Genomic DNA, 13,232 nt, shown 5'->3' with positions numbered 1-13,232 from the left:
CAGCTGAATTGTCCTCAACCGAACCGATCGATGATCCGACCCCCAGCTTCGGCCGGACGACCCGCTCCGGCCGCCATCCGCGGCGCGGGAGGCCCTGGTCTCCGGCGATCGGGCGCCTATCCTCTTCCGATCATTGCCGGACCGCTCGACCAACCATCATGCCTTCACCCCGCGAGGATGCCGTCCTGCCGCCGCCGACGCCGGCCACGCCGCTCGACCTGCGCCTGCGTCAGCAGATGATCCTGTCGCAGTTCGGGGTCGAGGCCTTGCGCGAGCCGGAGATCCATGCGCTGCTCCAGCGCGCGACCGAATTGTGCGCCGAGGGCATGCAGGCGCAGTTCTGCAAGGCGCTCGAATACAAACCCGGCCGGGACACGCTCCTCGTCTGCGCCGGGGTCGGCTGGGGGCCGGACGTGATCGGCCGGGCGGTGGTCGGGGCCGACCTCGCCTCGCCGGCCGGCTTCGCCCTCAAGACCGGCCAGCCGGTGATCTCGAACCACCTCGAGAACGAGACCCGGTTCCGCACGCCCAAGCTGATGGCCGACCACGGCGTGCGCCGGGCGATCAACGTGCTGATCTCCAACCGCGACGGCCATTACGGCGTGCTGGAGGTCGACGACGCCCGCGAGGGGGTGTTCGAGGAGGGCGACGTCGCCTTCATGCAGGGCTTCGCCAACCTGCTCGGCGGCGCCATCGAGCGGCAGCGGTCCGAGGCGCGGCTGCGGGAGGCGGTGGAGAGGCAGGAACTGCTCAGCCGCGAGATGAGCCACCGGGTCAAGAACAGCCTGTCGATCGTCGCCGGGCTGCTGACCCTCCAGGCGCGGGCGAGCGAGAACGCCGACGTGCGCGCCGCCCTCGCCGACGCCCAGACCCGGGTCGAGGCGGTGGCGCAGGTCCACGACCAGCTCTGGCGCGAGCCGGGGGCGACGCGGGTGCGCCTGCCGGACTTCCTCGGAACCCTGGTCGGACGCCTCGGCGAGAGCGCGCCGCACCACACGGTGACCTGCCGGGTGCCCGACGCGGCGCTCGCCGCCGACACCGCGATCCCGCTCGGGCTCTACGTCAACGAACTCGTCACCAACGCGATCAAGTACGCCTATCCGTCCGGGGGCGGTCCGGTCCGGGTCGAGGCCGAGCAGGGCCCGGACGGCGCCCTGCGGCTCGTCGTCGCCGACGACGGCGTCGGCATGCCGGCGGGGTTCGACATCGCGACCTTCGCCTCGAAGAGCCTCGGCATGCGGGTGGTCACCCGCCTCGCCCGCCAGCTCGGCGGCCACCTCGCGGTGCCGGCGGGGCGCGGCGCGACGTTCGTCCTCGACCTGCCGGCCGGGACGGTGCTGGCGAAGGGCGCGTGACGCGGAGCATTCACCCCGGCTGCGGCCCCGCACCACGGCTCGCCTCGGCGGCGGGTGGCGTCTCGGCGGCGGGCGCATTCGGGCGCGCCGGGGCCGCGCTCTCGGGGTAGCGCGCCCGGTAGGAGGCGAGGAAGCCCGACAGGGTGTCGGCGGTGATCGCCCGCCGGGCAAGGTCGCGGAAGGCGGCGGTGCCGGCGGCGTTGGGGGACGAGAGCAGCGCGAAGGCGCGGGCGTCGGCGCTCTCGGCCATCTTCGGCATGAACTTGGTGCGCAGCCGGTCGAGGCTGATCGCCTCCTCGCCGAGCGCGTAGGCGATCGCCGCCCGCAGCACGTCGGCGCGCTCGTCGTCGCGCAGCGGCCCCGGCTCGCGCCAGCGGGTCGCGACCAGGGCCTCATGCGCCTCGCCGGCCTCGCGCCAGCGGCGGGCCGCCCACAGCGCGTCGGCGCGCAGCCGCCCGGCCTCCGGGCCGTCGACCCCGTCGAGTTTTTCGAGGGCGAGGTCGGTGCGCGACAGGTCGGACAGGGCGCGGGCCTCCAGCAGCAGCCGGGCGTCGCGCACCGAGGGCGGCAGTTCCGGCAGGCGGGTCGCCTGGAGCACCTGCAGCGCCTGGAGCGGGCGGCCGTCCATCAGCCGGACCGTCGCGAGCTTCGCCGCCACCGCCGCCCGGGCGGCGCCGGCGAGGCGCTTGTCGACCTGATGCTGGAGCAGGTCGCCGGCGGCGTCGAGGAGGTCGAGGGCGACGAGGCGGTCGGCGAGGCGGCGGACGATCTCGTCGCCCTGCCGGCCGATCGGGGTGAATTCCTTGAAGTCGAAGTACAGCGCCAGGGCCTCGACCTTTCCGAGCCCGGCGCCCCTGTCGGTGAGGAACAGCCCGGCAAACAGCGCGACCGTCGCCTCGTGCAGGTCGCGGGTCGCGGGATCGTCGGGATAGAACCGGTTGGCCTTGCGGGCGACCGCGAAGGCGTCGCGCCAGCGCCCCGCCTCGGCGTAGAGCCGGCCGAGGCGGCCGAGGGCCGCCGGCTCCAGCGGGGCGCCGTGCCAGGTCAGGGCGAGGCGTTCCAGCCGGTCGATCGCCTCGTCCCGGCCGAGCTTGCCCGAGGCGAGGCCGAGATCGACCAGCCGCAGCGCCGCCTCGGCGGCGACCGGCCGCTCGCCCTCCTCGGACAGGCGCCGGTACTCCCGCATCGCCGCCTCGTCCTGGCCGATCTCCTCGGCGAAGCGGTTGCGCAGGAACGCGACCTGATCGCGCGCCAGCGGCGTCTCGGCGAGCGGCGCGGCCAGCGTCAGCAGCTTCTGGGCGAAGGCCGGGTCGCGGCCATCCAGGGCGGTCCGCGCGCCGGCGAGCAGCAGGGGCGATTGCAGGTCGTCGGGATAGCTCTCGATCAGCGGCAGGCCGGCCTTGAACGCCGCGAGGGCGGCGACGCCGCGCCCGGCGCGGGCGTCGAGCATCGCCCGCCACAGGCGGGTCTCCGGGTCCTGCCCGGCGCGGGCGTCGGTGCCGAGGAGGTCAAGGGCGCGGGCGTCGCGGCCGAGCAGCACCGCGGCGATCGCCGCCAGCACCCGGCTGCGGCGGTCGGCGGCCAGGATCGGGTCGTCCTTGAAGGCGGTGGCGAGCACCGCGGCGGCCTCGGCATGGAGGCCGTTGGCCATCAGGGCGCGGGCGAGATCGACCCGCGCCGCCGGCCGGGCCGTCCTCTCGGCGGTCGCCGCCGCCACCGCGGCGTCGTGGATGCGGGCGAGGCCCTGGCCGCGGCGGTCCTCGCGCCAGCGCGCGGTGTCGATGGCCAGCGCCTCGGCACCGACCGGCGCACCGGCATCGAGCGGATCGGCCACGACGGGCGAGACCGCGAGGCCGCCCGGCCGGGTGATCGCGACCTCGTCGAGGCCGGGCCGCACCACGAGGTCGTCGGCTCCGGCCAGCACCGCGACGCCCTGGCGGCTGGCCAGGATCTCGAACTCGACGAAGCGGCCGCGTTTGGCGACGCCGGCGGTCCGCGGCCCGAAGGCGGTCACGACGGCGATCCGCTCGCCGTCGCGGTCGAGCCAGAACGCGCCGCCGGGCCGCGGCAGCGGCACCGCCATGGCGGGCTTGCCGGCCTCGTCGGCGGCCCGGCGCGGCACCAGCGGCACCGCGCCCGGGGCGGAGCCGTCGCCGAGGACGAGGTCCCAGCCCCCGCCCTCCCCGGCGACGAGCTGGGACAGGGCGCCGCCGGCGAGCGCGAAGCGCAGCACCGCGAAGCCGCCCTCCCGCGAGGCATCGAGCAGGCGCGCGGCCGCCCCCCCCGGCAGGGCGTCGGCGTCGAGACGGATCAGGAGCGGGCTCTCGAAGGCCAGCGTCGCGACGCCGCCGCGCTCGAACAGGGCGGCGGGGGGCCGGACCGCGAACGGGAAGCCGATCCGCAGCCCGTCGCCCGACCGGGTCACCCGCGCCTGGACCGGGCCGGAGGCGGGGACGACCGGGGCCGGAGGCTCGGGCGTCGGAACCGGCGCGGCAGCGCGGGCCGGGGCGACGGCAGGGCTCCGGGGGGCCGGGACCGGCGCCGGCACCGCGGGCGGCTCCTGAACCGCCGCGGCAGGGGCCGGGCCGGAGGCCGCAGCTCGGCGACTTCCGGGCGCAGCGGCACCGGACGTTCGGCCCGGCGGGCCTCCTGGCGCAGGCGCGCCTCGGCCTCCGCGGCCCGGCGGGCGAGGTCGGCGACGACATCGGGCGGCAGGCCCGGCGGCAGGCCGCTCCAGGTCTCGGGCAGCAGGTCGACGAACACCCGCTCGCCGGCCTCCAGCACGTTGACCTTCAGCGGCTGCTGGAGCGCGAGGCGCAGGCCGCTGCCGTCGGGGTCGCGCCGCACCTGCCCGACATAGGCCGGCATCTCGGCGGCGAGGCGCTCGGCGCGCACCGGCGCCGGCTCGCGGAACGACAGCACCAGCACCGTCCCGGACAGCTTCGCCGTCACTTTGACGCCGCGGTCGAAGGTGAGCGCGATACGGCCGAAATTGCGCTGCTCGCGACCCTCGATGGCGACGAGCTGGGCGGCCACGGCAACGGGCGCACCGGCGAGGATCCCCGCCAGGGCGACGAGGAGCACCGCTCCGCCCGCGCCTTTGCCCCTGCGACCCATCCCGCGTCCCGCCGCATCCTTCGGCCCGGCAGAATGCGGCGTCACGGCTAATGCCGGATTAAGGTCGGGCGCCGGAGGGACGCGGCCGGCCGTCGATCGCGCATCCGCGCCCGGAGTCCGGCCCGGCTTCGGGTTCGACGCCTCGATGCGGGTCGGGCGGGGTGACGGTTGCCGGGATCCGTCGAGGACGGGTCCGGCTCCGCCGCGGGTCGCCCCGTCCTGCCCCATACGTTTTCGTACCAACGGTCGTTGAAAAAGACCCTTGGCTCCGTTCTCGAATTTTCATCAAGCCCTTGGCTTGGCATCGGAAAATTCGGGAGGGGTCAACGGCCCCGTCGACCTCGGGCCTGCCCGAGATCGAGTCGATGCGTCAGCATCTTGGGCGGTCGGTCTCATACGGTTTCTGATTGATCGCCTCGCGATGCGGAAACCGGCTTCGCTCATTCGCCGCGCGGGCTTCGAGACGATTTTCGGAACTGATCGTCCGAAAACCGTATCAGTTGCACACCGGCTTCGCGGTCCCTCGCGGATGAAACGGAGCCGCGGTTTTTTTGCACCCGTTGCGGCCATCGAAGACGGTTTTCCTCTTGGCGCGGGTCCCCCTCTCCCGAGTGGGAGAGGGGACAGGGGTGAGGGTGGCTCGGCTTCAGGATTGAGCGACAAGCGTCGAGCCGCGCAGCTCGACGGTTCAGGGACATTGCGGAACCGTCTCCACCCTCACCCCTACCCCTCTCCCACTCGGGAGAGGGGATCCCGCGCTCAAAATTTCGACTGCAAAACCAGTTGTTTTCAGCGAGTTTCCATTTAGAGGCTCGACACGAGATGCCCGCCGTCGACCGGGATGGTCGCGCCGGTCATCCAGCCCGAGGCGTCGCCGGCGAGCAGCAGGAAGGCGCCGTCGAGATCCTCCGGCCGGCCGAGGCGGCGCATCGGGATGCGCTTGAGCATCGCCCGGCCGGGCTCGGTCTCGAAGAAGTCGCGGTTGATGTCGGTGCCGATGTAGCCCGGCGCCAGGGCGTTGACCCGGATGCCGTAGCGCGCCCATTCGAGGGCGAGCGCCTGGGTGAGCTGGACCACGGCGGCCTTCGACACCGTGTAGGGGCCGACGCCGCCGGCGACCCGCAGGCCGAGGATCGACGCGACGTTGACGATGACGCCGCCGCGGCCGGCGTCGCGCCACGCCCGTGCCGCCTCGGTCGAGACCGCCCAGACGCCGCGCAGGTTGGTGTCGATCACCCGGTCGAAGCTGTCGCGCGGCAGGTCGATCGCCGCGCCGCTCTCGGCGATGCCGGCATTGTTGACCACCACGTCGAGGGGCGCGTCGAGGTCGGCGAAGGCGGCGGCCACGGAATCCGGATCGGCGACGTCGAGGGAGACCGCCCGGGCCCGGAGCGCACCGGCCTCGCGCAGGGCCGCGACCAGGGCGTCGAGGCGGTCGCGGCGGCGGGCCGCCACCGTCACGGCGGCACCGCCGGCGGCGCAGAGCCGGGCGAAATGGTCGCCGAGCCCGCTCGACGCACCGGTCACGAGGACGTGGCGGCCCTTGAGGCCGGCGGCGAGATCCATGGCGTTTCCCCGTCTGCGGATTCTTGTTCGGGTCCCGGGCCGGACCTGGCCTCAGCGGGCCCGCGTCTGGGCGAGCTGCTGGTTGGTGAGTTCGAGCCGGTGGGCGAGTTCGCGCATCACCGCGATGGCGATCTGCGGGAACTGGCTCAGCAGTTCGAGGAAGACCCGGCGGTCGATGCGCAAGGCGGTGGTCGGCCCGACCGCCGTCACGGTGGCGGAACGCGGCTGGTCGGCGAGGATGCCCATCTCGCCGACGAGCGCATTGTCGCCGAGCACCGCGACCTGGATCGCCCCTTGCGGTCCGTCGAGGGTGACTGCGGCCTCCCCCTCCAGCAGCAGGTAGGCGGCGTCGGCGGCGTCGCCCTGGTCGAAGAAGCGCTGTCCGGCGGCGAAATGCACCCGCTCGCTCGTGAAGGCCAGGAGCTTGAGGCGGGCCGGATCGACCTCCCGGAACATCGGCACTTGGCGCAGCGACTGCACCTCGGTTTCGAGCGTCATGCGTCGTTCCCCGGCGGGCCGGCGAGCACCGGCCGCGCGGCCCGGCCGTCGCCGGGCTCCGTCATCGCGTCGCCGGAGAGTGCCGCAGCGCCGCGCCCGGCGCCAGCCCCGTCGCCCGGCTCTCCCCGGTCATCGGGCCCCGGGGTCTCCGGCGCACCGGTCCCGCCGGCCTCCGGCGCCTGGACGGAGATCCGGGTGCCCTGGGCGCGCCAGACCACGTCGAACAGGCCGGCCGCTCGCTCGCTCGGCAGCACCACCACGAGGCTGCGCTCGTCGCCGGAGCGCTCCAGCAGCAGTCCCAGCACCGCCTTGGCGCGGTTCTCGCCCATCGGCGAGAGGGCGCCGTCGAGCACCAGCAGGTCGGGCCGGCGGATCAGCGCCCGCACGAGGCTGACGGCGGCGCGCTGCGGCCCCGACAGCAGCCGGCCCGAGGGACCGACCTGATGGTCGAGGCCGACCCGGGCGATCGCGTCGGCGAGGTCGAGTTCCTCGACCGTCTCGGTGATGGCGGCGGTGACCGCCCCGGCGGCATCCGCCACCGACTGGTTGATGCGGCCGAACAGCAGGTTGTCGCGCAGCGGCGCCGCGACGCAGACCGCCTCGGAATCGTAGAAGTCGACCCCGCCCTCGTCGGTGGCCTCCAGGGTGCCGTGCAGCAGGCCGCGCGCCTCGACGATCCGGGCGCGGAAGTCGTCGTCGATAAGGCCGAGGCGATGGCGCGGCTCGATATAGGCCAGCGGCAGGGCGATGAGCCGGGTCGCGTCGGCGCTGCCGTAGCGTTCGAGGCCCATGAGACGCCGGCGCGCCTTGGACAGGCGCGAGCCGCGATGGCGCGCGACCGAGGCCTCGACCGCCGTGCGCCGGGCCAGGATCGCCTCGTATTCCGGCAGCTCGTCGGCCGACAGGAACGAGAACTGCTCGAACAGCGGGTGCCCGGTCGGCAGGCCGCGGAAGATCTCGAGCATCGTCGAGGCGATCTGCTCGCCCATCAGGACGAGGGAATCGGTGAGGTCGCAGCGGTCGAGCACCGCCCGCACCACCGGGTGCTCCGCCAGGGCGCGCCCGATGAAGGCCGGGCTGGTCGGCACGCCGAACAGCAGGTTCTCCGCCACCGTCGCCTGCCGGTTGTAGCGCGCCACGTCGAAGGGCTCGACGAGGTGGTCGCGGCCGCTTCGGGCGAGGCTCGCCCGCAGGCCGGCCCGGGCCTCGATCACCCGGGCAGCGAGGTCCGGGTGGCGGTCGGGATCGACCTGCCCGAGCAGGCCGAAGCGGTAGACCTCGTCCCCCATCCCGATCCGGCGCAGCCAATCGAGGATCGCCCGGTCGAGGGCGGCTTCGTCGGGCTGGCCCGCCCGGACGTAGTCGACCCAGCCGTCGCCGAGGCCGTCGAGCGGGTTGCCGGTGCGCCGCGCCTCGCCGATCCGGCGCTGCTCCTCGGCGTCGCGCGACGCCGCCTGGCCCCCCGGCGGCGGGCGGTTGAGGCCGTACACGATGTTGTCGCGCAGGGAGCCCGGGAACAGCACCGGCTCGACGCTGGCATAGGCGATGCGGCGGGCGAGGGAGGACGACGACCAGTCCGACAGGTCGCGGCCGGCGACCGTCACGCGGCCGCCGGTCGGCGCGAGGCGGTGAGCGACGACGCGCGCGAGCGCGCTCGCGGACGGCGTGCCGTCGCTGACGATGGCGAGCCGGGTCGGCAGCGCGACGGCGAGCGAGACGCCTTCGAGCACCGGGCCGGCGGGCTCGCGCACGCCGACCTCCTCCAGCGCCAGGGGCCCGAGCAGGGCGCCGTCGCAGCCCTCGGTGCGGGTGGGGCGCAGGCGCTCGGGCAGGAACTGCTGCAGCACCTGCTCGTACTTCACCTGCACGTCGAGGCGCTGCTGGTCCCAGTCGATCAGCTCCTTGAGCGGCGGCGGCAGGTCACGGTAGGCGGCGATCACCGCGACGAGCTGGCCGATGCTGAGCTGCCCCTTGAGCGCGAAGTAGCCGCCGATGCAATAGAACAGGAACGGCGTCATCTGCGCCAGCAGGTTGTTCAGGAACTTGACCATGAACTTGCGCTGGTAGATGCGCAGCCGCAGGTCGAACAGGTGGAACAGGCGGTGGCCGATCTCGGCCCGCTCCCACGCCTCGGTGCCGTTGGAATGCACCGCCTCGATCCCGTCCACGACCTCGCCGACCCGGCCGGCGAGGCGGCGCGAGGCGAGCTGGCGCTGGCGGCCGAGGCGCAGGAGCTCGCGCCGCATCCGCGGGATGACCACGAACTGCACCCCAACGACGCCCGCCGCCATCAGCCCGAGCCAGACGTTCTGGAGCAGGATGAACGTCATCGCGGTGGCGGCCTGGGTGCCGAGATGCGCCGGCAGGATGAAGGCGTCGCCGATGAAGCCGCCGACCGGCTCGACCTCGTCGCGCACGATGGTGGCGAGTTCCGACGACTTGGTCTGGCGCAGGGCCTCGGGCGGGAAGCGCAGGATCAGCGAGAAGAGCTGGAAGCGCAGCCGGCGCAGCATGCGCTCGCCGAGGGTGCCCTTGGCGACGTTGATCCAGTACTTGAACGCGCCGTTGACGAGGACGAGGAGCAGGAACAGGACCGAAAGGCCGAACAGCAGCCCGAACCGGTCGACGTCGAAGCCGTCGAACACCGCCTTGTCGCCGCCGAGCATGTCCGGCAGGTGCAGGCGCAGGACGAGGAACGAGGTGGTCGGATTGCCCTTCTCGAAGGCGTGGCCCTGGATCGCCTCGTTGACGATGCGCCGCGGCAGGTCGAGGGAGGCGAAATAGAGCGGCAGCGAGGCCAGCACGACGGCGCAGATCATGATCTGATCGCGCTTGGAGTGGCGCCAGACGTAGCGGAACAGGCTGCGGTCGAGCCCGCCCTGGGCGTCGCGCGCCTCGGCGTCGCCGTCGCGGCTCCCGCGGCCGTCGTCCCGGCCCCTGTCCCTGTCGTTGCCGTCCACCGCGCTCATGCGACCGCCCGCCCCCACGCTTGCCTCTGTAAAGCGGTCGGGGCGGGCTTGGAACGGGGGCGACGCGCGCACCCGCGGGCGTTCAGTCCTTGCGGGTCGACAGCCCGCTCTTCGGAGGCCCGCGGAACTGCGGATTGGGCGCCGGAACCCGGCGGTCGGCGGTCGGCGAGTCCTCCGGCTCCTCGCGGGCGATCGGGTGGGCGTCGCCCTCGGCGGCCGGCACCGGCGGCGTCGGCTGGCGGTTGGGCGACGGCGCTCCCGGCCCGCCTTGTGCCGCGGCGCGCTTCACCATGTCGGGGTTTGTCACCGCTGTTCTCCTAATCGTGACGGCCGGGCGCCGGCCTGCGCCGGGATGGTCCTCGAACGGGTTCGGGAGCGGAGGGGTTCCCGGCGGCAGGACCGGGGCGGGGAACGGACTTCCGCACAGCTTTTCCACGCCCTCCGCACAGGGGCCGGGCCGGGAGCCTAGCAGGAACCAACATTTCCGCTGAAGGTTGTTCGGACTGAGAACACACAGCAAGGAGGCACACAATGGCATCCGGCAACTCGACGTCGAAGCGCGGCTTCGCCTCGATGGACCTGGAACGGCAGCGCGAGATCGCCAGCAAGGGCGGCCGCAGCGTACCGGCGGAGCGGGGGGCTTCCTGTCAGGGAGCGCGGTCTCGTGCGGTCACGAGCAGGTGGCGCTGTGCGAGAGCGATGCAGACCGCCTCATCGGGGATCTTCGTCGGCAGGATGCCTTCCAGGAGAGCGGCGAGTCGCTCGGCCTCGTGCGTCGCCGTCGCATCGCGCTCGGGGCGGAGAGCGACGGCCGGCGGAGGGGAGACGTCCGGTTCGCAGATGTCGAACATCGGCGATCCTCCAAAAGGTGTTGTCGGGGGGCGTCGGCCTCAGACGTCGCGGCCGGAGCGCAGGTCGACGGCGTCGGCGAGGCAGCGGCTCGGCAGAAGGCGGCGGGCCTCATGCCCGGCGAGGCTGCTGACGGCGCCTTCGCAGCCCTCCAGCATCCGGCGTGGCGGGGTCTCGCTCGCCGTCGGCGATTTCTGCACCACCGGCGCGCCGTCCCGGCTGCGCAGGGTGACGTGCGGCACCTCGGTGTCGCGCGCGACCAGGGTGGTGTTGCTGAGGCGATCCGTCCGATAGACGATCTCCCCGGCGGCGTTGCGCAGGGTGACCGTCGCGGCCCCGAGCCCGGTGATCTCGACCGAGACGGGAACCTGGGCGGTTTGGGTGGCCGGACCCCGCGACAGACGGTCGCCCTTGGCGACGATTCCGCTGCCAGCCGGTCGGGCGACCGCCTCCAGCGAGTGCTCGACCAGGGGCTGGCCCAGAAACGCCAGGAATGCAGCCGGTATGGTGATGCCGAAGAACAGGTGGGCGCGAAGCATACGCGTGGCCCTCGCAGCGAAGCTTGACACGTCATCTTCATAACGCGCCGGCACCGCCGGTCGTTCCGCCCTCTGTCCTCGAACGGCACAGTTAATCAACGGGATGCGAGCAAACCCGGTAACGGTTCGTTCACCCTCTCGATCCGGCGTGAGTGGCGGGCGCGCAACAGGCAAGAAAAAGCGGCGCCAGAGCCTGCATCCCGGAACCTCCCGCGGCCGGGCCACGTTGATGAGACAACCCGGCCACCTGGTCCTCCCCGCATTCCCCTTGTGCATCGGCCGGAAACTCTCACGGGCCGGATCTCGCGATCCGGCCCGTTTTTCGTATGCGCTGCGCCGACCTTGCCACCCCGTCCACGCAGCGAAAAGCCGCGGAGACGATCCGCGGCTCGGGGCAGGACGGCGTGAGGCCGAGGGGGTCAGGCGGTCGCCCGGGCTTCGCGCCGCTTGGCGCTTTGCTGGAAGAACAGGGCCTGGCTGATGACCGCCGAGACGTTGGCGGGCTGGAACGGCTTGGCGATGAGGAAGGCCGGTTCCGGCCGCTCGCCGGTGAGGAAGCGCTCAGGGTAGGCGGTGATGAAGATCACCGGCACCTCGAAGTTCTGGAGCAGGTCGTTGACCGCGTCGAGGCCCGACGATCCGTCGGCGAGCTGGATGTCGGCGAGGATCAGGCCCGGCCGCTTGGTCTGGGCGAGCACGCTCGCCTCGCTGCGCGTGCGGGCGACGCCGGTGACGTTGTGGCCGAGACCCTCGACCAGGGCTTCGAGGTCCATGGCGATGAGCGGCTCGTCCTCGATGATGAGGATCTCGGTCGCCATGTCGGCGGCGAGCTCGCGCCCGGCCTCGTCCACGAGGTCGCGCACCTCGTCGATCTCGACGCCCAGGATGGTCGCGGCGTCCTCCTCCGAGAAGCCCTCCAGGCACGACAGCAGGAACGCCTGACGGGGGAGCGGGGTAATCTGCCCGAGCCGGACCTCCGCCGGAAGATCGTGCTGGACCTGCTCGCTCTGGCCGTTGACGGACAGCGAGTTCCAGATCCGGGTGAAGACGCGGAAGAGATCGGCCTTGACGTTGGAACTGCGGCCCAGGGTCTCGGGCTCGTTGACGAGGGTCTCGAGCGTCGCCGCCACATAGGCGTCGCCGGCAACCTGGCTGCCGGTCAGCGCGCGCGCGTAACGGCGCAGGTAAGGCAGATGCTGCACGACGAGTTGTGCTGTCGACATTCAGGTCCCCTTGCGTATCGTTCTTCGCGCGCACGAGACGGCATGCGCCGCGCTGGCCTCGACGCTCAACGTTCGTCGGGTGGTTTCGTTCCGGCGCAGGGAACCGCGCCGCGTCGCGGGCGTTGTCCGCGCAAGCACGCGCCCCGTCAACGGGCGACCAACCCTGCTTGCCCGGCGACCAGGGGCGGCAGCAAGGAAAGCGCATGATCGATTGCAAGGGGTATCCGGGCGCCGAGGCGCCGGCGGACGAGGCGCATCTCGCCCTCGGCGACGAGCAGCCCGCTCTCGACCGCACCGTCCAGACCCGGATCGGATCGCACCTGCGCGCGATGTACGACGAGCTGATGCAGCAGCCGATTCCCGACCGGTTCATCGACCTGCTGGCCGGGCTGGACCGCGGCGAGGCCGACGCGACCGACGCCAAAATCCGCTGAGACCGCGCGCCCGGGACACGCTTCCGCAGCGCGTCCCGGCATCCGGTCAGAGCGTCGGAGAGCGCCCGCGCAGCAGCCCGACCACGGCCGAGATCGCGAACAGCACGACGGCCACGAAGAAGACGAGCTTGGCCGCCTCGACGGCGGTGCCGGCGATGCCGCCGAAGCCGAACAGCGCGGCCACGAGAGCCACGACGAGGAACGTGATCGCCCAACCCAGCACGGCCTGATCCTCCTTGGAGCGAATCATCGGCGGGATCGCCGCGATTCGCGGTGCTTTAACGTCAAGCCTGATTTTGGGTTCCGCTATGTCGCAGGTGCAGATCCGATTCAGACACCCCATCGTATGATGGAGGGCAATGAGAGCTTGGCCGCGGAACCGCGGTGTCGCACTCTACGTTGCCCTGCCTGATGGATGGAGGCTTTGTTCATGAATCGATCCGTTGCCCTGCGAACCGGCCTCGTCCTGCTCGCCCTGACAATGGCCCTTCTGACCGCCTTCGTCGCCGCCCCGGTCGTCGTGCTCGCGGCCGTCGGCGCGCTCGGTCTCGCCGGTTGCCTGTCGCTGATGTCGACGGAAAGGGCGTCCGCTCCCGTCCTGGTCCCGGTGCGGGTGCGCCGTCGGCGCTGAGGTCGCGGCCCGGGCCGGCCGCCTTGCGTTCGCGCCGGCCCACCCCCAGTC

At 72.8% G+C, this 13,232-nt stretch carries 13 protein-coding genes and 1 pseudogene; 4 read left to right on the top strand and 10 right to left on the bottom strand.

Annotated features, from left to right (window positions below; all coding sequences use genetic code 11):
* The first annotated feature begins 158 nt into the window (after positions 1–158).
* Positions 159–1,355, top strand: coding sequence for a sensor histidine kinase (locus EOE48_RS25335; RefSeq protein WP_127733661.1), 1,197 nt, complete (start codon positions 159–161; stop codon positions 1,353–1,355).
* Between the two features lie 10 nt (positions 1,356–1,365).
* Here the strand turns inward: EOE48_RS25335 and EOE48_RS25330 are convergent, their stop codons facing one another.
* From EOE48_RS25330 to EOE48_RS25310, 6 genes are all read right to left on the bottom strand, one after another.
* Positions 1,366–3,780, bottom strand: a complete 2,415-nt coding sequence (locus EOE48_RS25330; RefSeq protein ID WP_187371545.1) for a hypothetical protein — start codon at positions 3,778–3,780, stop codon at positions 1,366–1,368.
* On the bottom strand, positions 3,777–4,472 hold the full coding sequence (locus tag EOE48_RS29370) for a hypothetical protein (protein WP_187371544.1): 696 nt from the start codon (positions 4,470–4,472) through the stop codon (positions 3,777–3,779). The genes EOE48_RS25330 and EOE48_RS29370 overlap by 4 nt, the downstream gene beginning before the upstream one ends.
* Positions 4,473–5,276: 804 nt before the next feature.
* On the bottom strand, positions 5,277–6,038 hold the full coding sequence (locus EOE48_RS25325; RefSeq protein WP_127733660.1) for an SDR family NAD(P)-dependent oxidoreductase: 762 nt from the start codon (positions 6,036–6,038) through the stop codon (positions 5,277–5,279).
* A 51-nt stretch (positions 6,039–6,089) separates the two neighbouring features.
* Positions 6,090–6,536, bottom strand: a complete 447-nt coding sequence (locus tag EOE48_RS25320; protein ID WP_127733659.1) for a Crp/Fnr family transcriptional regulator — start codon at positions 6,534–6,536, stop codon at positions 6,090–6,092.
* The gene (locus EOE48_RS25315; RefSeq protein ID WP_127733658.1) at positions 6,533–9,505 is read right to left on the bottom strand and encodes an ABC transporter transmembrane domain-containing protein; all 2,973 of its coding nucleotides are present in this window, start codon (positions 9,503–9,505) and stop codon (positions 6,533–6,535) included. Before EOE48_RS25315 ends, EOE48_RS25320 begins: the two co-directional genes overlap by 4 nt.
* 82 nt (positions 9,506–9,587) lie before the next feature.
* The gene (locus tag EOE48_RS25310) at positions 9,588–9,812 is read right to left on the bottom strand and encodes a hypothetical protein (protein WP_127733657.1); all 225 of its coding nucleotides are present in this window, start codon (positions 9,810–9,812) and stop codon (positions 9,588–9,590) included.
* 224 nt (positions 9,813–10,036) lie between these two features.
* On the opposite strand from EOE48_RS25310, the pseudogene EOE48_RS30410 reads away from it, so the two are divergent.
* Positions 10,037–10,156, top strand: a pseudogene (locus EOE48_RS30410) (KGG domain-containing protein); the annotation flags it as partial.
* Here the strand turns inward: EOE48_RS30410 and EOE48_RS25300 are convergent.
* The 3 genes from EOE48_RS25300 to EOE48_RS25290 all read right to left on the bottom strand — a co-directional run bounded on the left by EOE48_RS25300 (position 10,153) and on the right by EOE48_RS25290 (position 12,116).
* Complete coding sequence (locus tag EOE48_RS25300) at positions 10,153–10,356, bottom strand: hypothetical protein (RefSeq protein ID WP_127733656.1); 204 nt, start codon at positions 10,354–10,356, stop codon at positions 10,153–10,155. The pseudogene EOE48_RS30410 and the gene EOE48_RS25300 overlap by 4 nt on opposite strands.
* Before the next feature lie 39 nt (positions 10,357–10,395).
* Entirely contained in the window at positions 10,396–10,893 is a 498-nt protein-coding gene (locus EOE48_RS25295) for a hypothetical protein (RefSeq protein ID WP_127733655.1), read from the bottom strand.
* A 419-nt stretch (positions 10,894–11,312) separates the two neighbouring features.
* Positions 11,313–12,116, bottom strand: a complete 804-nt coding sequence (locus EOE48_RS25290; protein ID WP_127733654.1) for a response regulator — start codon at positions 12,114–12,116, stop codon at positions 11,313–11,315.
* A 203-nt stretch (positions 12,117–12,319) separates the two neighbouring features.
* Between EOE48_RS25290 and EOE48_RS25285 the strand changes: the two genes are divergently transcribed.
* Positions 12,320–12,550: a NepR family anti-sigma factor gene (locus EOE48_RS25285; RefSeq protein WP_127733653.1), complete on the top strand. Its 231-nt coding sequence runs from the start codon at positions 12,320–12,322 to the stop codon at positions 12,548–12,550.
* A gap of 46 nt (positions 12,551–12,596) precedes the next feature.
* Here EOE48_RS25285 and EOE48_RS25280 read toward each other — a convergent pair whose 3' ends face one another.
* Positions 12,597–12,773: a DUF1328 domain-containing protein gene (locus tag EOE48_RS25280; protein WP_127733682.1), complete on the bottom strand. Its 177-nt coding sequence runs from the start codon at positions 12,771–12,773 to the stop codon at positions 12,597–12,599.
* A gap of 207 nt (positions 12,774–12,980) precedes the next feature.
* On the opposite strand from EOE48_RS25280, the gene EOE48_RS25275 reads away from it, so the two are divergent.
* Entirely contained in the window at positions 12,981–13,181 is a 201-nt protein-coding gene (locus EOE48_RS25275) for a hypothetical protein (RefSeq protein WP_127733652.1), read from the top strand.
* Positions 13,182–13,232 lie beyond the last annotated feature (51 nt).

This window comes from Methylobacterium oryzihabitans (assembly GCF_004004555.2).
Taxonomy (GTDB): Bacteria; Pseudomonadota; Alphaproteobacteria; order Rhizobiales; family Beijerinckiaceae; genus Methylobacterium; species Methylobacterium oryzihabitans.
The sequence above is the reverse complement of the archived record's forward strand: the minus strand, read 5'-3'. Positions and strand labels throughout refer to the sequence as shown.